The 20,636-nt window shown below is 70.9% G+C and carries 16 protein-coding genes; 1 reads left to right on the forward strand and 15 read right to left on the reverse strand.

The annotated features are described in order from the left end of the window. Positions 1-92: 92 nt before the first annotated feature. Positions 93-3,230 (forward strand): isoleucine--tRNA ligase, encoded by a 3,138-nt coding sequence (ileS, locus tag ACWDUZ_RS09130; protein ID WP_451631154.1) that lies wholly within the window; start codon positions 93-95, stop codon positions 3,228-3,230. Positions 3,231-3,418: 188 nt separating this feature from the next. On the opposite strand, the gene ACWDUZ_RS09135 is transcribed toward ileS, so the two are convergent. The 15 genes from ACWDUZ_RS09135 to ACWDUZ_RS09205 form a co-directional block, all read right to left on the reverse strand. Further along, positions 3,419-4,600, reverse strand: a complete 1,182-nt coding sequence (locus ACWDUZ_RS09135; protein WP_451631155.1) for a DivIVA domain-containing protein — start codon at positions 4,598-4,600, stop codon at positions 3,419-3,421. Positions 4,601-4,652: 52 nt separating this feature from the next. Next, on the reverse strand, positions 4,653-4,943 hold the full coding sequence (locus ACWDUZ_RS09140; protein WP_030167740.1) for a YggT family protein: 291 nt from the start codon (positions 4,941-4,943) through the stop codon (positions 4,653-4,655). 50 nt (positions 4,944-4,993) lie between these two features. Continuing rightward, positions 4,994-5,635, reverse strand: a complete 642-nt coding sequence (locus ACWDUZ_RS09145) for a cell division protein SepF (RefSeq protein ID WP_358864497.1) — start codon at positions 5,633-5,635, stop codon at positions 4,994-4,996. 127 nt (positions 5,636-5,762) lie between these two features. Continuing rightward, positions 5,763-6,482, reverse strand: coding sequence for a YggS family pyridoxal phosphate-dependent enzyme (locus ACWDUZ_RS09150; protein WP_451631156.1), 720 nt, complete (start codon positions 6,480-6,482; stop codon positions 5,763-5,765). A 6-nt stretch (positions 6,483-6,488) separates the two neighbouring features. Next, a complete protein-coding gene (gene pgeF, locus ACWDUZ_RS09155) occupies positions 6,489-7,220 on the reverse strand; it encodes a peptidoglycan editing factor PgeF (protein WP_451631157.1) in 732 nt (243 codons plus the stop codon). Continuing rightward, a complete protein-coding gene (gene ftsZ / locus ACWDUZ_RS09160) occupies positions 7,217-8,419 on the reverse strand; it encodes a cell division protein FtsZ (protein WP_451631158.1) in 1,203 nt (400 codons plus the stop codon). The genes pgeF and ftsZ overlap by 4 nt, the downstream gene beginning before the upstream one ends. Positions 8,420-8,706: 287 nt before the next feature. Next, complete coding sequence (locus ACWDUZ_RS09165) at positions 8,707-9,501, reverse strand: cell division protein FtsQ/DivIB (RefSeq protein ID WP_451631159.1); 795 nt, start codon at positions 9,499-9,501, stop codon at positions 8,707-8,709. Positions 9,502-9,529: 28 nt separating this feature from the next. Further along, positions 9,530-10,618 carry an undecaprenyldiphospho-muramoylpentapeptide beta-N-acetylglucosaminyltransferase gene (gene murG / locus ACWDUZ_RS09170; RefSeq protein ID WP_451631160.1) on the reverse strand — a complete coding sequence of 363 codons (1,089 nt, stop codon included), beginning with the start codon at positions 10,616-10,618 and terminating at the stop codon, positions 9,530-9,532. A gap of 6 nt (positions 10,619-10,624) precedes the next feature. Continuing rightward, positions 10,625-12,115: a putative lipid II flippase FtsW gene (gene ftsW / locus ACWDUZ_RS09175; RefSeq protein ID WP_451631161.1), complete on the reverse strand. Its 1,491-nt coding sequence runs from the start codon at positions 12,113-12,115 to the stop codon at positions 10,625-10,627. A gap of 120 nt (positions 12,116-12,235) precedes the next feature. Next, on the reverse strand, positions 12,236-13,657 hold the full coding sequence (gene murD / locus ACWDUZ_RS09180; protein WP_451631201.1) for a UDP-N-acetylmuramoyl-L-alanine--D-glutamate ligase: 1,422 nt from the start codon (positions 13,655-13,657) through the stop codon (positions 12,236-12,238). Further along, positions 13,654-14,724, reverse strand: a complete 1,071-nt coding sequence (gene mraY / locus ACWDUZ_RS09185) for a phospho-N-acetylmuramoyl-pentapeptide-transferase (protein WP_451631202.1) — start codon at positions 14,722-14,724, stop codon at positions 13,654-13,656. Before mraY ends, murD begins: the two co-directional genes overlap by 4 nt. Beyond that, complete coding sequence (locus tag ACWDUZ_RS09190; RefSeq protein ID WP_451631162.1) at positions 14,724-16,139, reverse strand: UDP-N-acetylmuramoyl-tripeptide--D-alanyl-D-alanine ligase; 1,416 nt, start codon at positions 16,137-16,139, stop codon at positions 14,724-14,726. Before ACWDUZ_RS09190 ends, mraY begins: the two co-directional genes overlap by 1 nt. 28 nt (positions 16,140-16,167) lie before the next feature. After that, complete coding sequence (locus ACWDUZ_RS09195) at positions 16,168-17,823, reverse strand: UDP-N-acetylmuramoyl-L-alanyl-D-glutamate--2,6-diaminopimelate ligase (protein WP_451631163.1); 1,656 nt, start codon at positions 17,821-17,823, stop codon at positions 16,168-16,170. Positions 17,824-18,057: 234 nt separating this feature from the next. Further along, the gene (locus ACWDUZ_RS09200; RefSeq protein WP_451631164.1) at positions 18,058-20,043 is read right to left on the reverse strand and encodes a peptidoglycan D,D-transpeptidase FtsI family protein; all 1,986 of its coding nucleotides are present in this window, start codon (positions 20,041-20,043) and stop codon (positions 18,058-18,060) included. Then, a complete protein-coding gene (locus tag ACWDUZ_RS09205; RefSeq protein ID WP_451631165.1) occupies positions 20,040-20,615 on the reverse strand; it encodes a septum formation initiator family protein in 576 nt (191 codons plus the stop codon). The genes ACWDUZ_RS09200 and ACWDUZ_RS09205 overlap by 4 nt, the downstream gene beginning before the upstream one ends. Positions 20,616-20,636: the final 21 nt, after the last annotated feature.

The following is a 20,636-nucleotide window of genomic DNA, read 5'->3' on the forward strand; positions in this document are numbered from 1 at the left end:
GGTGGTACCGCGGGAGCGCGCCGCACACGGCGTGGAAGCACGATGCTCTCGTCCCTCCGACGGAAGGCAGTACGTCCGCCGGAGGAAGATCGATGACGCAGTACCGCCAGGTGCCCGCCCAGGTCGACCTGCCCGCGCTCGAGCACGCCGTGCTCGACTTCTGGCGCGAGCAGAAGATCTTTGCCAAGAGCCTGGAGCAGTCCGAGGGCCGCCCCGAATGGGTGTTCTACGAGGGCCCGCCCACCGCCAACGGCATGCCGGGCGCCCACCACATCGAGGCGCGCGTCTTCAAGGACGTCTTTCCCCGCTTCCGCACCATGCGCGGCCACCACGTGGCCCGCAAGGCCGGCTGGGACTGCCACGGCCTCCCCGTGGAGCTGGCGGTGGAGAAGGAGCTGGGCTTCTCCGGCAAGCAGGACATCGAGGCGTACGGCATCGCCGAGTTCAACGCCAAGTGCCGTGAGTCCGTGACCCGGCACACCGACGCCTTCGCCGAGCTGACGACCCGCATGGGCTACTGGGTCGACCTCGACGACGCCTACCGCACCATGGACCCCGAGTACATGGAGTCCGTCTGGTGGTCGCTGAAGGAGATCTTCGGCAAGGGGCTCCTCGTCCAGGACCACCGGGTCGCCCCCTGGTGCCCGCGCTGTGGCACCGGGCTCTCCGACCACGAGCTGGCGCAGGGCTACGAGACGGTCGTCGACCCGTCCGTCTACGTCCGGTTCCCGCTCACCTCGGGCCCGCTGGCCGGCGAGGCCGCACTGCTGGTGTGGACGACGACCCCTTGGACCCTGGTGTCCAACACGGCGGTCGCCGCGCACCCGGAGGTGACCTACGTCGTCGCCACGAACGGCGAGGAGAAGCTCGTCGTCGCCGAGCCGCTCGTGGGCAGCGCGCTGGGCGAGGGCTGGGAGAGCACCGGGCAGACCTTCACCGGCGCCGAGATGGAACGCTGGACGTACCAGCGCCCGTTCGAGCTGGTCGAGTTCTCCGAGCCGGCGCACTTCGTGGTGAACGCCGAGTACGTGACGACCGAGGACGGTACGGGTCTGGTCCACCAGTCCCCGGCCTTCGGTGAGGACGACCTCAGGGTCTGCCGCGCCTACGGTCTGCCGGTGGTCAACCCGGTCCGCCCGGACGGCACCTTCGAGGAGGACGTGCCGCTGGTCGGCGGCGTGTTCTTCAAGAAGGCCGACGAGAAGCTCACCGAGGACCTCCAGCAGCGCGGCCTGCTCTTCAAGCACCTCCCGTACGAGCACAGCTACCCGCACTGCTGGCGCTGCCACACCGCGCTGCTGTACTACGCCCAGCCGTCCTGGTACATCCGCACCACGGCGATCAAGGACCGGCTGCTGGAGGAGAACGAGAAGACCAACTGGTTTCCGGAGACCGTCAAGCACGGCCGGTACGGGGACTGGCTGAACAACAACATCGACTGGGCCCTGTCCCGCAACCGCTACTGGGGCACGCCGCTGCCGATCTGGCGCTGCGAGGACGACCATCTCACCTGCGTCGGCTCCCTCGCGGAGCTGTCCCGGCTGACCGGCACCGACCAGTCGGGCCTGGACCCGCACCGGCCGTTCATCGACGAGGTCACCTTCGCCTGCCCGCACGAGGGCTGCGGCAGCACGGCGACGCGCGTGCCGGAGGTCATCGACGCCTGGTACGACTCGGGTTCGATGCCGTTCGCGCAGTGGGGCTACCCGTACAAGAACAAGGAACTGTTCGAGAGCCGCTACCCGGCGCAGTTCATCTCCGAGGCCATCGACCAGACCCGCGGCTGGTTCTACACGCTGATGGCGATCGGCACGCTGGTGTTCGACAAGTCGTCGTACGAGAACGTCGTGTGCCTGGGCCACATCCTCGCCGAGGACGGCCGCAAGATGTCCAAGCACCTGGGCAACATCCTGCAGCCGATCCCGCTCATGGACCAGCACGGCGCGGACGCGGTCCGCTGGTTCATGGCGGCCGGCGGCTCCCCGTGGGCGGCCCGCCGGGTCGGCCACGGCACCATCCAGGAAGTCGTCCGCAAGACGCTCCTGACGTACTGGAACACGGTCGCCTTCCAGGCGCTGTACGCCCGTACCTCGAACTGGGCGCCGTCCGCCGCCGACCCGGCCCCGGCCGACCGCCCGCTCCTGGACCGCTGGCTGCTCAGCGAGCTGCACGCGCTGACCGACCAGGTCACGCAGGCACTGGAGGCGTACGACACCCAACGCGCCGGCAAGCTGCTGTCCGCGTTCGTCGACGACCTGTCCAACTGGTACGTGCGCCGCTCGCGCCGCCGCTTCTGGCAGGGCGACAAGGCGGCGCTGCGCACGCTGCACGAGGTCGTCGAGACGGTGACGAAGCTCATGGCGCCGATCACGCCGTTCATCACCGAGCGGGTCTGGCAGGACCTGATCGTGCCGGTCACCCCGGGCGCCCCGGAGTCCGTCCACCTGTCCTCCTGGCCGGAGGCGGACCTGACCGCCATCGACCCGGAGCTGTCGCGGCAGATGGTGCTGGTGCGCCGGCTCGTGGAACTGGGCCGGGCCACCCGCGCGGAGTCGGGCGTCAAGACCCGTCAGCCGCTGCGCCGGGCGCTGGTCGCCGCCGTCGGCTTCGACTCTCTGGACCGGGAGCTGCACGCGCAGATCACCGAGGAGCTGAATGTCTCCTCGCTGGCATCGCTCAGCGAGGTCGGCGGATCGCTGGTCGACACCACGGCGAAGGCCAACTTCCGGGCGCTGGGCAAGCGGTTCGGCAAGCGGGTGCAGGACGTGGCCAAGGCGATCGCCGGGGCCGACGCGGCGGCGCTGTCGCTGGCGCTGCGGGAGGGTACGGCGTCGGTGGAGGTCGACGGTGAGACGGTCACGCTCGCGCCGGACGAGGTGATCATCACCGAGACTCCGCGTGAGGGCTGGTCGGTGGCGTCGGACGCGGGTGCGACGGTGGCGCTGGACCTGGAGATCACGGAGGAGCTGCGCCGGGCGGGCCTGGCCCGGGACGCGATCCGGCTGATCCAGGAGGCCCGCAAGAACAGTGGGCTGGACGTGGCGGACCGGATCGCGCTGCGGTGGGTGTCCACGGACCCGGCGGTGATCTCGGCGCTGTCCGAGCACGCGGGGCTCATCGCGGAGGAGGTGCTCGCGACGGACTTCGCGCAGGGCGAGGCGGACGACACCTACGGTGCCGAGTTCACCGACGAGGGGCTGTCGCTGACGTTCCGTCTGCGCAAGGCGTGAGCCCCGGCGGGGCGGGCGCCCGAGGGTGCCCGCCCCGCCGCCCCTTCACATCACCGGAGGCTTGGACCCGAACCTTTCGCGCGGTTCTCCGCGCCCCTGGAAAAGCCGAACGGCCCCGGAGGTGAAAACCTCCGGGGCCGTTCTCGCAGGCTGCCGATGCCTTGTCTCAGGAACCCTTCAGGGGGTCCTCAGTTGTCGTCCTCGTCGATGAGGAAGCCGCGCATCGGGGACGGGGCCTGGCCCATGGGGGACGGGCCCTGCGGTCGTACCGGTGCCATCGGCTGGGTCATCGCCGGGGACATCTGCTGCTGGCCGCCGTAGGACGGGCCGGACGGGCTGGGCGAGCCGCCCATCGTCTGGTTGCCGCCGTAGGACGGGGCGCTCGCGCCGGCCGGGGCCATGGAGGGCGCCGGGGACGGCGGGAGGGAGGCCGTCGCGGGGGTGCGCGGCGGGGCCAGGGAGTCGTCGGCCTGGGTCTCCAGCTGGCGCAGCTGGGACTCGAGGTACGACTTCAGGCGCGTACGGTACTCGCGTTCGAAGCCGCGCAGGTCCTCGACCTTGCGCTCCAGCGTCGCGCGGGCGGACTCCAGGGAGCCCATCGCGACACGGTGCTTCTCCTGTGCGTCCCGCTCCAGCGCGTCGGCCTTGGCGCGGGCGTCGCGCTCGAGGCCCTCGGCACGCGAACGCGCCTCGCCGACGATCTTGTTGGCCTCGGAACGGGCCTCGGCGATCGCCTGGTCGGCGGTCTGCTGGGCCAGCGACAGGACGCGCGCGGCGCTGTCGCCACCGGGACCCTGACCCATCGGGCCGGGACCACCCATGGGACCGGGGCCGCCCATCGGGCCCGGACCCATCTGGCCCTGCATCGGACCCTGACCCATCGGACCAGGACCCTGGCCCATGGGGCCGGGACCCTGCGGGCCCTGTCCGCCGGGGCCGGCGGGCAGCTGCGGGGCACCGCTCGGCAGCTGGGGCGGGCCACCCATGGGGCCGCCCATCTGCTGCTGCGGCGGGCCCGATATCCCGGCGGGCACCGGAGCCCCGGGACCTCGCATGCCCTGCTGAGGCATCCCACCCTGCTGAGGCATCCCGCCCTGCTGAGGCATCCCACCCTGCTGAGGCATGCCGCCCTGCTGGTGCTGCGGCTGGTCCTGCTGCTCCGGGGGCTTGCGCATGTTCTGCTGGTTCTGGGCGGCGGCACGGGTGGCCGCGGCCAGCTTGGCGCGCAGGTCCTCGTTCTCACGGAGCAGACGGGTCAGCTCGGCCTCGACCTCGTCGAGGAAGGCATCGACCTCGTCCTCGTCATAGCCTTCTCGGAGGCGGACGGTCGTGAACTGCTTGTTCCGCACGTCCTCGGGGGTCAACGGCATCTCTTCACCTCAACGTAGTCATCGGCAGTCGGCAAGACCGTATCGTCCACTGTCACGTCGCCAGGTTTCCCACGATGGCGATCAGGACGTAGACGATGATCATCAGTACGAAGAAGGACAGGTCGAGCGCCACGCCCCCGAGACGCAGCGGCGGGATGAACCGCCGCAGAAGCTTCAGCGGTGGATCGGTGACAGTGTAGGTGGCCTCAAGAACGACCACCATCGCCTTGCCGGGTTGCCACGAGCGGGCGAACTGGAACACATAGTCCATGACCAGCCGGAAGATGAGCACGATGAGGAACACCATCAGCGCGATGTAGAGAACCTCCATGGCCACGCCCATGATCGGTGCTTCCCTCTCCCCTGTTCCGTGCCTGTCGTCCGGTCCGTGTCTCAGCTCTGGTTGAAGAACCCGCCCTCTGCGATGCGGGCCTTGTCCTCCGCCGTGACATCGACGTTAGCAGGCGACAACAGAAACACCTTCTGCGTCACCCGCTCGATGCTGCCGTGAAGACCAAACACCAAACCGGCCGCAAAGTCGACAAGTCGCTTCGCATCTGTGTCATCCATCTCAGTGAGATTCATGATCACCGGGGTGCCCTCACGGAAGTGTTCCCCGATGGTACGGGCCTCGTTGTAGGTCCGCGGGTGCAGCGTGGTGATCCGGTACGGCTCACGTTCGGACACGACCTTGGGCATGATCACCGGTGCGTTCTTCTCCAGGCTTGCGCGTTCTTGTGTGATGGACGCCACGGGCGCGATACGCGCCGGACGCCCTGATTCCGCCGGAAGCGAAGTGGAATGGGACACGGGTTCGCGGGGTGCCGGAGGCTGCACCACGCGTACCGGTTCGTCCCTTTGCGACTGATGTGTCCCAAGTGACTGATGCGACGGTTCGTGCCGTCGACGGTCCCGCTCCGGCTCTGGGTCCAGTTCGGGCTCGAACTCGTCATCGGGGTCGAAGCCCCGGCCGTCGTACCCATCGTCCTCCACGAGGCCGAGGTAGACCGCCATCTTGCGCATCGCGCCGGCCATGCTCTGAGTCCTCCGCTCTGTGGTGGATCCGCTGACGACCGCCAAGTCCCCGCGATCCACGAGGTCGTTGCGCCTTCTTCGGCGGTATTGACCATATTTTCTGCTGTGGTCCGACTTCCTGGCGACGTTACCCGAGCCTGGGGCGGACTCCGAGTACCGCAGTGCCGACGCGTACGTGTGTCGCCCCGGCGGCCACGGCCTGTTCGAGGTCCGCGCTCATCCCTGCCGAGACCATGGTGGCAGTCGGATGGCTCCCGCGCAGGGACGTCGACAAATCCATGAGCCGTTCGAACGCCGCGCGTTGACGCCCGGCGTACTCGCCGGTCAGCGGCGCGACCGTCATCAGCCCGTCGAGCCGGAGCCCCTCGGAACGGGCGACGAGGTCGGCCAACTCTTCGATTCCGCCGGGGCCCACGCCACCCCGCTCCCCCCGTCCGCTCTCTCCGGCGTCCAGGGCGACCTGGATCAGGCACCCCACCTCGCGCCCGGCCCGCACGGCCTCCTTCGACAGCGCGGTGACGAGCCGGGAGCGGTCGACGGACTGCACGACATCCGCATAACCCACCACGGATCGCACCTTGTTGGTCTGCAATTGACCGACAAAGTGCCAACTGAGGGGCAGATCCGCACATTCGGCGGCCTTGGGCGCCGCCTCCTGGTCACGGTTCTCGGCGACGTGCCGCACACCGAGTTCCGACAGGATCCGCACATCCGCGGCCGGGTAGGTCTTGGTGACGACGATGAGGGTCACCTCCTGACGCGCACGCCCCGCGGCCGCGCAGGCGGCGGCGATGCGCTCCTCGACCCTCGCCAGATTTCCGGCGATTTCTTCCCTACGGTCCGTCATGCCCCATCAGTCCAGCCAGACATAGCCCGCGAGCCGGCCGGTGGTGCGGTCGCGGCGGTACGAGAAGTGGTCCTTCGACTCCCGCGTGCACACCGGCGACTGCTCCCGGTCGTGCACCCCGAGGCGTTCGAGCTGCGCGTGCACCCCGGCGCTCACGTCGAGGGCCGGCGTGCCCCAACTCGTCTCGGCGTACGCCGCCGGTTCGACGGCCGACACCTCGGCGCGCATCGCCTCCGGCACCTCGTAGCACCGGCCGCACACCGCGGGTCCGGTGCGGGCGACGATCCGGCCCGGTTCGGCACCGAGTTCGACCATGGCGCGCACGGCGGCGGGAACCACCCCGGCCACCATGCCGGGCCGTCCGGCGTGGGCCGCGGCGGCGATCCCCGCGACGGGGTCGGCGAGCAGCACGGGGGTGCAGTCGGCGGTGAGCACGGCGAGGGCGAGCCCGCGCCGGCGGGTGACGACCGCGTCGACGGACGGGATGTCGGCCGCCGTTCCCCAGGGTTCGTCCACCACGGCCACGTCCGTCCCGTGCACCTGGTTCATCCAGACCACCCGGGCGGGGTCGAGGCCGAGACACGCGGCCGCGCGGTCGCGGTTGGTGCGTACGGCGCCGGGGTCGTCACCGACCGCGCCGCCGAGGTTGAGCTCCTCGTACGGAACGGCGCTCACCCCACCCCACCGGTCGGTGAAGGCGAAGTGCGCGCCGTTCACGGTGTCGCGCTGTCCTATCACTTGAGGAAGTCCGGTACGTCCAGTTCCTCGGCCGCGCTGTCCGAGTAGCTCCGCGGCGCCGGGGGGACCGGCGGTGAGACCGGGAGTTCGTTGACCGGCTCCGGGGTCGCCGACTCCGGATCCTCCTTCGGGGTCACACTGCCCAGCGAGCCGAAGGTGGGGCGGCTCTCGGACTGCCGTACCGGGGCGGGCTCCTCGCGGCGCGGCGCGGGGGGTGTCGCACCGAGGACGTTGTCCCGGCGGGCCGGGGGCTGGCCGCCGTCGAAGCCGGCCGCGATCACGGTGACCCGGACCTCGTCGCCCAGGGCGTCGTCGATGACCGCGCCGAAGATGATGTTGGCCTCGGGGTGGGCGGCCTCGCTGACCAGCTGGGCCGCCTCGTTGATCTCGAACAGGCCGAGGTCGGACCCGCCGGAGATGGACAGCAGCACGCCACGGGCGCCGTCGATGGAGGCTTCCAGCAGCGGCGAGGAGATCGCCATCTCGGCCGCGGCCACCGCGCGGTCGTCGCCGCGGGCCGAGCCGATGCCCATGAGGGCCGAACCGGCCTCGGACATGACGGACTTGACGTCGGCGAAGTCGAGGTTGATCAGGCCGGGCGTGGTGATGAGGTCGGTGATGCCCTGGACGCCGGAGAGGAGGACCTGGTCGGCCGACTTGAAGGCGTCCAGGACCGAGACCTGGCGGTCCGAGATGGACAGCAGCCGGTCGTTGGGGATGACGATGAGGGTGTCGACCTCTTCGCGGAGTTCGGCGATGCCGTCCTCGGCCTGGTTGGCCCGGCGCCGTCCCTCGAAGGTGAACGGGCGGGTGACCACGCCGATGGTGAGGGCGCCCAGCGAACGCGCGATGTTGGCCACGACCGGCGCGCCGCCGGTGCCGGTGCCGCCGCCTTCACCGGCCGTCACGAAGACCATGTCGGCCCCCTTGAGGACCTCCTCGATCTCCTCGCGGTGGTCCTCGGCGGCCTTGCGGCCGACGGCCGGGTTGGCTCCGGCGCCGAGTCCGCGGGTGAGTTCGCGGCCGACGTCGAGCTTGACGTCGGCGTCGCTCATCAACAGCGCCTGTGCGTCGGTGTTGATGGCGATGAACTCGACGCCCTTGAGACCGACCTCGATCATCCGGTTGATGGCATTGACACCACCGCCGCCGACACCGATGACTTTGATGACTGCGAGGTAGTTCTGCGGTGCTGCCACGTCGAAGGCCTCTCGCCTCGAGTTACGTGTCGCCGAATCGCCGAAGCACTGCTGCCTCGCGGTCCGACGACTGATGCCGAATGGGACGGTCCGTAGTGCCGACCCGAACCCTAACCCTGAAGTTTAGGGTTACCAGTGTGTCTGTTCCCTGAAGTCTTCTGAACAGGACACTAAGTCGACAAGTGGCGCCCGTTCAACGAACACGCCGAACCTCCCGTTTTTCTTTTCACCCTATGTGATCAGGCATAGCGCTGCCCAACCAGGGTGCTGACCTGCCCGGAAGCCCGTCAACTCCCCGACGACGCGGGAGCGGTGGGGACGCTGACGTCGAAGTGCCGCGCGTCGGGGGCCGCTTTCATCAGCGCGGTGAGCGTCCGGGCCTTCTCGGCGCCGCTCTCCGCGCTGCCCCAGGAGACGGTGCGGCCACCGCTCAACTCCAGCGAGATGTCGTCGTAGGTACGGACCTTGACGGCCCGGGTCTCGCGGGCGACGGCCGCCGGGATGCTTCCCGCGACGGCGACCGCCTCGCGCACCAGCCGGCTCTCGCCGAAGCGCCGCAGGCTCGCCGCCGCCGAGCCGTCGCGGGAAAGCGACAATTCCAGGACGGGCACGCCTTTCGGCGCCTGCGAAACCGTGGCGAACCGGACACCGCCACGGTCCACTTCAATGAACTTTCCGCCCTTTTCCTCCACCATGACCGCCCTGCGCTCGACCACTTTCAGGTCGATTCCGTGAGGCCATGAACGAACGACGTCAACCGCGTCAATTCGGGGCAATTGACGACGCAACCGGGCGGCGATCGCGTCGGTGTCGACGGAAACGAGCGGCCGCCCCGCCGGGACCGCGGCGGCGGCGCGCACCTGGGCCGGCGTCAACACCCGTGTCCCGGAGACGGACACCCGCTCCACCCGTGTCCACGCGGAGCCGTACAGGAGCCAGAGGGAGCCGCCGGCGAGGAGCAGCAGCGCCAGCGCCAGGACCACGACCGTACGAAGGCGCGGCGGCCTGAGCCGACGCGCCAGGGGCGGGCCGGACGACTCCTGCTGGCGTTCACCGCGCTCGGCGGTCGTCGGTCCGGCCACGCTTTCAAGCCCCTTCGGTCATATGGTCCTAACGGCGCGAGGCGATCGCCTCGTACACCATGCCGACGAGCAGCTCGTCGGCGTCCCGGCGGCCGAACTCCCCGGCGGCACGGGACATCTGGTACAGCCGGTGCGGATCGGCCAGCACGGGCAGGACGTTGTGCTGCACCCACTCCGGAGTGAGTTCCGCGTCGTCGACCAGGAGTCCCCCACCGGCCTTCACCACCGGCTGGGCGTTCAGCCGCTGTTCGCCGTTGCCGATGGGCAGCGGGACGTAGGCGGCCGGGAGCCCGACGGCGGAGAGTTCGGCGACGGTCATCGCGCCGGCGCGGCAGAGCATCATGTCGGCCGCGGCGTACGCGAGGTCCATCCGGTCCAGGTAACTTACCGGGATGTAGGGGGGCATCCCCGGCATCTGGTGCACCTGCGGCAGTTCGTTCTTCGGGCCGACCGCGTGCAGGATCTGGATGCCCGCCTGCTGGAGCCAGGGCGCGACCTGCTGGACCACCTCGTTCAGCCGGCGGGCGCCCTGGGAGCCGCCGGAGACCAACAGTGTGGGCAGGTTGGGGTCCAGGCCGAACGCGGCGCGCGCCTGGGGGCGTACCGCGGCCCGGTCCAGGGTGGCGATGGCTCGGCGCAGCGGGATGCCGATGTAGCGGGCGTTCCTCAGCTTGCTGTCCGGGGTGGAGACGGCGACCTGGGCGGCGTAGCGCGAGCCGATCTTGTTGGCCAGGCCGGGGCGGGCGTTCGCCTCGTGGACCACGATGGGCACGCCGAGCCGCTTGGCTGCGAGGTAGCCGGGCAGGGCGACGTAGCCGCCGAAGCCGACCACGGCGTCGGCCTTGGTGCGCTCCAGGATCTGCTCGGCCGCCTTGATCGTGCCGCGCAGCCGGCCCGGTACGGTGATCAGTTCCGGGGTGGGCTTGCGCGGCAGCGGCACCGCCGGGATCAGCCCGAGTTCGTAACCGCGCTCGGGGACGAGCCGGGTCTCCAGGCCGCGTTCCGTGCCCAGGGCCGTGATTCCCACGGTCGGGTCCTGCCTGCGCAGGGCGTCCGCGAGGGCGAGCGCGGGCTCGATGTGGCCCGCGGTACCTCCGCCGGCGAGTACGACATGCACCGAAATTCACCGCTCTCCGGACGGACGCGCCGCCGAGGCACGCCGTCGCATCGTGTTCCATCTCCGAGGCCCCTGGCCGGACCCTTGATCCGATCCTGCACCGGATGCCCGGCCCGAGCCACGGCCCGAGCCCCCGCCGGGCTCCCGGCCGGAGCCACGTCCGGGTTTCCGGCCGGCACTCCGATCGGGCTTCCGGCCGGACTTCCGGCCGGCCGCGGAGCCTCCCGCCCGCTTTCTACCAAAGCGAGGCTGCCGCATGGCAAGCGCCGCCCGCGCAGCGGGTTCGTCCCGCGCGAAGGCGATCAGCAGCCCGATGGCGAACATGGTCGGCAGCAGGGCGGATCCCCCGTAGGAGAACAGCGGGAGGGGGACACCGGCGATCGGCAGCAGACCGAGCACCGCACCGATGTTGATCACCGCCTGAGCGGTGATCCAGGTGGTCACTCCTCCCGCGGCGTACCTGACGAAGGGGTCCTCCGTGCGTCCGGCCACGCGGATGCCCGCATAGCCTAGAGCCGCGAACAGGGCGAGTACCGACAGCGTCCCCGCCAGGCCCAGTTCCTCACCGGTGACGGCGAAGATGAAGTCGGTGTGAGCTTCGGGGAGTTGCCCCCATTTCTCCACACTCGCACCGAGGCCGGATCCGAAGAGTCCGCCGGAGGCGAGGGCGTAGATGCCGTGCACCGCCTGCCAGCACTTGGTGACGTCGCCGGACCCCACACAGGCGAACCGGTCCAGGCGGTTGGGGCTGGTCTTGATGAGGACCAGGCCGATCAGGGCGGCGACCGACAGGACCCCGACGAAGAGCCGGGTGGGCGCGCCCGCGAGCCACAGCAGGCCGAACAGGATGGCGGTGAGGATGATGGCGGTGCCCATGTCGCCGCCCAGCATGATCAGCCCGAGCAGCATGAAGGCGACCGGGACGAGCGGCACCAGCATGTGCTTCCACTGGGTCAGCAGCCGCTTGTCCTGCTTGCGCGCGATCAGGTCGGCGCCCCACAGCACCAGCGCCAGCTTGCCGATCTCGCTGGGCTGGATCTGGAAGGAGCCGCCCAGCGCGATCCAGTTCTGGTTGCCGTTGACCGACAGCCCTATCCCGGGCACCTGCACCAGCACCATCAGGAACACCGCGCCCGCCAGGATCGGATAGGCCAGGGCCCGGTGCAGCTTCACCGGCATCCGGGCGGCGGCCAGCAGCAGCCCACCGCCGATCGCGGCCGCCAGCAGCTGCTTGCGGAAGAAGTACGACCCCGGCAGCGACATCTGCAACGCGGTGATCTGGGACGCCGAATAGACCATCACCAGACCCAGCACGGTGATCAGCGAGCTGCCGCCGAGGATCACGTAGTACGCGGTGAGCGGGCGGTCCCAGGCCTTGCGGGCGCGCGTGACGAGGCGGCGTACGGGGTTGTCGGGCGCGCTCCGGCCGGCGGCGGGCCGTGCGCCGGCCCTCCGCACGGGGGGCCGCCCGGTGCGGCTGCCGGGGCTAGCGGCCATCTCCACCTCCGCGGTACGTCGGCCGCACAGGTCGAGGGCCTGGGCAGGCACAGGCACTGACTCGGCTCGCGGGTCCCACGCGTCCCTCCCGAGGTCGCCCGGCGGCGGGGGCGGCCGGGGTCAGCCGGCGCCGAGTTCGCGAACGGCCTCCGCGAACGCGTCACCACGCTTGTTGTAGTTGGTGAACATGTCCATGGACGCGCAGGCCGGGGCCAGCAGTACCGTGTCGCCGGGCCGAGCGAGCCGCCGCGCTTCCTGGACAGCCTGGAGCATCGCCCCAGTGTCGGTCCGGTCGAGGTCGACGACGGGGACTTCGGGGGCGTGTCGCACGAGGGCATCACGGATCAGGGCGCGATCGGCGCCGATGAGCACGGCACCGCGCAGCCGCGGCGCCGACTTCGCGACCAGTTCGTCGAAGGTCGCGCCCTTCGCCAGACCGCCCGCAATCCATACGATCGACTCATATGCCGCCAACGACGCCTCGGCCGCGTGGGTGTTGGTGGCCTTGGAGTCGTCGACGTAGGCCACGCCGTCCACGTCCGCCACGTGCGCGATGCGGTGGGCGTCCGGGGTGAAGGACCGCAGTCCGTCCCGGACGGCCGTCGCGGGCACCCCGTAGGCACGCGCGAGGGCCGCCGCGGCAAGGGCGTTGGCGATGTTGTGCGGGGCGGCCGGGGTGATGTCCGAGACCTCGGCGAGTTCCTGGGCGTTGCGCTGCCGGTCCTCGACGAAGGCGCGGTCGACCAGGATGCCGTCCACGACGCCGAGTTGGGACGGACCCGGGGTGCCCAGCGTGAACCCGATCGCCCGGCAGCCCTCTTCGACATCCGCCTCGCGCACGAGGTCCTCGGTGGCCTTGTCGGCCGCGTTGTAGACGCAGGCCACACGGTTGCCCTCGTAGACGCGGCCCTTGTCGGCGGCGTAGGCCTCCATGGAGCCGTGCCAGTCGAGGTGGTCCGGGGCGAGGTTGAGCACCGCGGCGGAGTGGGCGCGCAGGGACGGCGCCCAGTGCAGTTGGTAGCTGGAGAGTTCGACGGCGAGCACGTCGTACGTCTCCTCGCCGAGCACGGCGTCCAGCAGCGAGACGCCGATGTTGCCGACGGCCGCGGTGCGCAGCCCGGCCGCCTTCAGGATCGACGCCAGCATCTGGACGGTCGTGGTCTTGCCGTTGGTGCCCGTCACGCACAGCCAGGGGGCGGCGTCGGGGCCGCGCAGCCGCCAGGCCAGCTCGACGTCGCCCCAGACCGGCACGCCCGCCTTGTCCGCGGCCTCGAACAGCGGCTTGCCGGGCTTCCAGCCGGGCGCGGTGACGATCAGCTCGGTGCCCTCGGGCAGGGTGTCGCCGTCACCCAGGCGCACGGTGACGCCGAGCGCCCCGAGTTCGGCGGCCTGGGCCCGGGCCCGGTCGTCGTCACCGTCGTTGACGACGGTGACGTGCGCGCCGAGGCCGTGCAGCACCTTGGCCGCCGGGACGCCGGAGACACCGAGTCCCGCGACGGTGACGTGCTTGCCCTGGAACTCAGAAGGCACCGATGAGGTCACTTGTCCGCTGCCCATCCCGCGTAGAAGAGGCCGAGTCCGACGATGACACAGATGCCCTGAATGATCCAGAAACGGACCACGACGAGCACTTCGGACCAGCCCTTGAGTTCGAAGTGGTGCTGGAGCGGCGCCATCCGGAAGACGCGCCTGCCGGTGAGCCGGAAGGAGCCGACCTGGATGACCACCGACATGGTGATCAGCACGAACAGGCCGCCCAGCAGCGCGATCAGCAGCTCGGTGCGCGAGCAGATCGCGAGACCGGCGAGCACGCCGCCGAGCGCGAGCGAGCCGGTGTCGCCCATGAAGATCTTGGCCGGCGAGGTGTTCCACCACAGGAAGCCCAGGCAGGCGCCCATCAGCGCGGAGGCCACGACCGCGAGGTCGAGCGGATCGCGCACCTCGTAGCAGGCGCCCGGGTTGGTCAGCGTCACGGCGTTGGCGCAGGACTCCTGGTACTGCCAGACGCCGATGAAGGTGTAGGCGCCGAAGACCAGGACGGAGGCGCCGGTGGCCAGACCGTCCAGACCGTCGGTGAGGTTCACGCCGTTCGACATCGCCAGAATCATGAACAGCGCCCAGACCACGAACAGCACCGGGCCGATCGTCCAGCCGAAGTCGGTGATGAACGACAGCTTGGTGGAGGCCGGGGTGTTGCCGCGGTTGTCGGAGAACTGCAGCGACAGCACCGCGAAGGCGATACCGACGATCAGCTGGCCGGCCATCTTCGCCTTGGCGCGCAGGCCCAGCGAACGACGCTTGACGATCTTGATGTAGTCGTCGAGGAAGCCGACCATGCCCATGCCCACCATCAGGCCGAGCACCAGCAGGCCCGAGTACGTCGGGGGCTTGCCGGTGATCACCTTGGACAGGAAGTAGGCGGCGACCGTGGCCAGGATGAACGCGATGCCGCCCATGGTCGGCGTACCGCGCTTGCTGGCGTGCTCGCGCGGTCCGTCGTCGCGGATGTACTGACCGTAGCCCTTGCGGGCCAAAAGCTTGATCAGCAGGGGGGTGCCGATCAGGGTCAGGAAGAGGCCGATGACGCCCGCGAAGAGGATCTGGTTCATCATCGGGCGGCGACCTCACCCTCGGTCCCGGCCTGGAGGAGCGCCTCGGCGATGCCCTCCAGACCGACCGAACGGGACGCCTTCACGAGCACCACGTCCCCCGGGCGCAACTCGCTGCGCAACAGGTCGACCGCCGCCTGTGCGTCGGACACGTGCACCGACTCCTCACCCCACGAACCCTCGTTGTATGCGCCCAGTTGCAGCCAGGACGCTTCCCTGCCCCCGACCGCGACGAGCTTGCTGACGTTGAGCCGGACGGCGAGCCGCCCGACCGCGTCGTGCTCGGCGAGCGCCTCGTCCCCGAGCTCGGCCATCTTGCCGAGCACCGCCCAGGTCCGCCGTCCGCGGCCCATGGCCACCAGCGCGCGCAGGGCGGCCCGCATGGACTCGGGGTTGGCGTTGTAGGCGTCGTTGACGATGGTCACGCCGTCCGGGCGCTCGGTGACCTCCATGCGCCAGCGGGAGAGGGAGCCCGCCTCGGAGAGCGCGGTGGCGATCTCTTCCGCGGACATGCCCAGCTCATGGGCGACGGCGGCCGCGGCGAGCGCGTTCGACACGTGGTGCTCACCGTACAGGCGCATGGTCACATCGGCTGCACCGGAGGGTGTGTGAAGCCTGAAAGCGGGCTGTCCGCTGTCCGTGAGTCTCACGTTCTCGGCACGTACGTCCGCTTCGTCGGACTCTCCGAAAAGCACCACCTTCGCCTTCGTACGGGAGGCCATGGCCTTCACCAGCGGGTCGTCGGCGTTGAGGATCGCGGCGCCGCCCTCCTCGGCCGGGGGCAGGCTCTCCACCAGCTCGCCCTTCGCCTGGGCGATCTGCTCCCGGCCGCCGAACTCGCCGATGTGGGCGGAGCCGACGTTGAGCACGACACCGACCTTCGGCGGGGTCAGCTCGGTGAGGTAGCGGATGTGGCCGATGCCGCGGGCGCCCATCTCCAGCACGAGGAACCTGGTCTCCTCCGTGGCGCTCAGGGCGGTCAGCGGCAACCCGATCTCGTTGTTGAGCGAGCCGGGGGTGAACACGGTCGGCGCCTGGCGCCGGAGCACCTGGGCGATCAGGTCCTTGGTGCTGGTCTTGCCGGCGGAGCCGGTCAGTGCCACGAGGGTCGCGCCGAGCCGGCGTACGACATGGCGGGCGAGGGCGCCCAGAGCGCTCTGGACGTCGTCGACGACGATCGCGGGCACGCCGACGGGGCGGGAGCCCAGCACGGCGACCGCGCCCGCCTCGACGACGTCCTGCGCGAAGTCGTGGCCGTCCACCCGCTCACCGGTGAAGGCGACGAAGAGGCTGCCGGGGACCGCCTCCCGGGAGTCCCGGACGACGGGTCCGGTGACCTGGGCGGACGGATCCGGTATGTCGTGCGTCTGCCCGCCGACGACTGCTGCGATCTCGGCGAGGGAGAGGGCGATCACAAGTTCATCCCCTGGGTCTTCTGGATTTTCATCCCTGGGTCTTCCGGATTGCTTCGTGCAGCACCTGGCGGTCGTCGAACGGACGGACCACCCCGGCGATGTCCTGGCCCTGCTCGTGGCCCTTGCCCGCCACCAGCACGGTGTCCCCGGCCTGCGCACGGCCCACGGCGGCGGCGATCGCGGCGGCCCGGTCCTCGAACAGGAGCACCTCGCCGCGCTCGTGCGCGGGCACCGAGGCGGCGCCCTGGAGCATGGTGGCGAGGATCGCGAGCGGATCCTCGGAGCGGGGGTTGTCGGAGGTCAGCACGGCGGTGTCGGCGAGCCGGGCGGCGGCGGCGCCCATCGGGGCGCGCTTGGTGCGGTCGCGGTCCCCGCCGCAGCCGAGCACCACGTGCAGCCGCCCCTCGGTGACCTTGCGCAGCGCCTTGAGGACCGACTCGACGGCGTCCGTCTTGTGTGCGTAGTCGACGACCGCGAGGTACGGCTGCCCGGCGTCGACGCGCTCCAGCCGGCCGGGCACGCCCGGCACGGCGGCCACGCCGTCGGCGGCGGCCTGCGGGTCGAGGCCGGCCGTGGCCAGGGCGACGACGGCGGCGAGGGTGTTGGCCACGTTGAACGGGCCGGCCAGCGGCGACCTGGCGGCGATCCGCTGCCCCTGAGGGCCGATCACGGTGAACGTGGAGTCCAGCGGGCCGACCCGGACGTCCTCGGCGCGCCAGTCGGCGTCGGGGTCGCCCTCGGCGGAGAAGGTGACCACCGGGACGGTGGCCTCCTTGACCAGGCGGCGGCCGTACTCGTCGTCGTGATTGATCACCCCGAGTCTGCTGCGCCGCGGTGTGAACAGCTGCGCCTTGGCCCGGAAGTAGTCCTCCATGTCGGAGTGGAACTCCATGTGCTCCGGGCTGAGGTTGGTGAAGACGGCGATGTCGAAGACGCAGCCGTCCACCCGGCCGAGCACCAGGGCGTGGCTGGACACCTCCATGGCGACCGCCTCGACACCGCGCTCGCGCATGACCGCGAACAGGGCCTGGAGGTCGGTGGCCTCGGGGGTGGTGCGCTCGGACTTGATGCGCTCCTCGCCGATGCGCATCTCCACCGTGCCGATCAGCCCGGTGGACCTCGCGGTCTTCAGGCCTCCCTCGACGAGGTAGGCGGTGGTGGTCTTGCCGGAGGTGCCCGTGATGCCGATCTGGAGCAGGTCGCGGCCGGGGTGACCGTAGATCGTGGCGGCCAGCTCGCCCATCCGCCCGCGCGGGTCGTCGACCACGAGGACCGGCAGCCCGGTCGCGGCCGCGCGCTCGGCGCCGGACGGGTCGGTGAGCACGGCGAGCGCGCCGAGGCTCGCCGCCTGGGCGACGAAGTCGGCGCCGTGGGCACGGGCTCCGGGCAGCGCGGCGTACAGGTCGCCGGGGCGCACGGCACGCGAGTCGTGGGTGATGCCCGTGACCTCGGCGACGCCGTCCGGCTGCTCGGCACCCAGCTGATCGGCGAGCTCCGCGAGGGGTGTGGCGGAGACCTGAGCCGGTCGCGGCGGTCCCGGGTATGTCACGGAAGCGCCCTTCTGGGTGGTTTGGGACTGATCAGGGTGTGGCACGGCCGTGAGCGTACCGGGCGCAGCGGCCTGCGGGCGAAGTGAGGGCCGGGGCGGGTGGTGGTTCCCGGGATCCGGGGTGATCGTTGTCACGGGCTGTGTCCTGGTGGTTCTGTTCCGGTGGGACGGGGCTTGCGGGTCGAGCTGGGGTGCGGGTCCCGCGCGTCGTGCGGGGCCTGCGGGCCTTGCGGGTCCTGCGGGTAGGACGGGGCCTGCGGGTCGTGCGGGTCGCGGGTCGTGCGGGGCCGCAAGGATCCCACGGGGAGGCCGTCCGGGTCCCGCGCGGAGGCGTGGTGCCCGGACGGGACGCTCAGACTCGGGCGGGTGTCACGGCTTGAAATCGACGGGCAGGTTCGCGGGCCGTGCCCCGGTCGGCGGGACCTGGAGCGTCTTCAGGGCGAACGCCATGACCTGCTTGTAGATCGGGCCGCAGATCTCGCCGCCGAAGTAGCTGCCCTTGGTGGCGTTCTGGATCGCGCAGTAGACGGTGACGCGGGGCTTGTCGGCGGGCGCGAAACCGGCGAAGGAGGAGGTGTACCCGTGGTATCTGCCGGTGGCCGGATCCACGCGGTTGGCGGTGCCCGTCTTGCCCGCCACGCGATAGCCGGGAATGCGCGCCTTCAGTCCGGTGCCCTGCTCGTCGTCCACGACGGACTCCAGCATCTGGGCGAGTTGCCTGGCCGTCTTCGCGCTCACCACCCGGCTCTTCGCGGGCTTGGGGGCGGGCGTGAAGCGGCCTTCGGCGTCCCTGGTGCCGCGCACCAGGGACGGCTCGATCCGGACCCCTCCGTTGGCGATCGTCGAATAGATGGACGCGGCCTGCAGGGCGTTGATGGAGAAGCCCTGACCGAAGGGGATCGTGAACTGCTGCGAGGTGGACCATTTGTCGGCCGGGGCGAGGATGCCCTTGGTCTCGCCGGGGAAGTCGATGCCGGTGTAGCTGCCGATGCCGAACTTGCGCAGGTACGAGTAGAGCACCTTGTTGGCTTCGGGCTGCGTCCGGCCGAGCTGGCCGGTGGCCAGGATGGTGCCGATGTTGCTCGACTTGGCGAGCACGCCGTTGAGCGTGAGGTACCAGGTGCCGTGGTCGACGTCGTCCTGGAACAGCCGGTCGCCGCGGTGCAGCCGGTTGGGCACGACGACGTGGGTGAGCGGCGTGGCCGCGTGCTCCTCCAGTACGGCGGCCATCGACATGACCTTGGCGGTGGAGCCGGGCTCGTAGGCGTCCTGGACCGCGGCGTTGCCCAGCGCGTCCGGGTCGGCGTGGGCCAGGTCGTTGGGGTCGAAGCCCGGGGAGTTGGCCATGGCGAGGATCTCGCCGGTCCGGGTGTCCTGCACGATGACGTAACCGCGGTCCGCCTGGGACTCGCGCACCTGCTCGGTGATGGCGTGCTGGGCGGCCCACTGGATGTCCCGGTCGATGGTGAGCTCGACGTCGGCCCCGGGTGCCGCGGGTGTCTCGTCGGAGCCCGCGGTGGGTACCTCCCGGCCGCCGGACTGGGCGTAGCGGACCTTGCCGGGCTTGCCGGACAGCTGCTGGTCCAGCTGCTGCTCGATGCCGCCGCCGCCCTTGCCGTCGGCGTTGACCCAGCCCAGTATCCCGGCGGCCAGGTCGCCGCCCGGGTACACGCGCTTGCTGCTGGCCGAGGAGAAGACGCCGGTGAGGACGTTGACGGTGGTCCCGTCGGCCCGGCCCTTCTTGGTGAGCGCGGCCTTCAGGTCCTTGATCTGCTTCCAGACCTGCGGGGTCTGCCGCCGGGCGAGCAGCACGTACCGGGTGTTGTGCGTCCTGAGTTTCCTGGCGAGCTGCGCCTGGTCCTGGCCGAGGATCGGGGCGAGCAGCGCGGCGGCCCGTTCGGGGCCGTCGCCGATCTTCAGTTGCTCGCGCGTGAACATGGTGGGGTCGGCCGTGATGTCCTCGGCGTCCACGCTGGTCGCCAGGGCCACGCCGTTGCGGTCGGTGATGCCGCCCCGTTCGGCGGCGATGGTGTGGACGACGTAGCGGTTCTCGTCGGCCTTGGCGGCGTAGGCGCTCGCGTCGACGGCCTGCACCTGGAGCAGCCGGAGGACGAAGACGAGCATCACCAGGGTCAGCGTGACGGCGACCATGCGCAGCCGCGGCCGGGGGCTGCCCAGGCGCAGGACGCGCACGGGCGGGGGCCGCCGGGTGGCGTTCGGACGGCGGGCCGGGCGGCTGCCGGCGCCGGGGCGCGGGCGGCCGCTGCCGCCGCCCGACCGGGCGGGCCGGGCGGGGCCGGGCACTCGGCGGCGCGGCGGGCGCCTTTCTCCAGAAGCGTCTGGCACTTCCGTCACCTGCCCTGGGTCGGGGTCGTGGCGGGCTGGGGGGAGGTCGGGACGGCCGGGCCGGAGACCGCGGCGCCCGGCGACGGCGTGGGCGACGGCATGCTCTGCCCGGCGGCCGGGGTGAGGCCGTCCGTGGGGGACGGTGCGGACGGTGCGGTGGGGAGTGCCTCGGGGGGCACGACGAAGACCGGCTCGTCCTGGAGGGAGGACTGTTCGGCGGGGGCGGCCGAGGGGACGCCCTTCACGGTGCCGCCCGGCCCGAGGAAGGCGGGGTCGCCGCCGGGCACCATGCCGAGTTCGCGGGCGCGGCGCTGAAGGGCGTCGGGGGCGGAGTAGGAGTCGATGTCCCGTTGCAGGGCCTGTTCCTCATCGGTGAGGTTCTTGGTGTCCCTCTGGAGGTCGTCCAGCTGGAACGCGCCTTCGCTGAGCGCGGAGTTCAGCACCAGGAGCCCGATGAGGCCGCCGCCCAGGAGCAGTACGACAAGGAGGACGAAGGGCGTGCGGGCGGCCTGTCGGCCGCCCTCCGGGAAGAGCCCCGCCAGTCGGGCGGCGCGGCCCCTCAGATCGGGTTTCCTGCTCAACTGTCCCCCTTCGCATGCCGC

Source organism: Streptomyces sp. NPDC003393 (genome assembly GCF_053589015.1).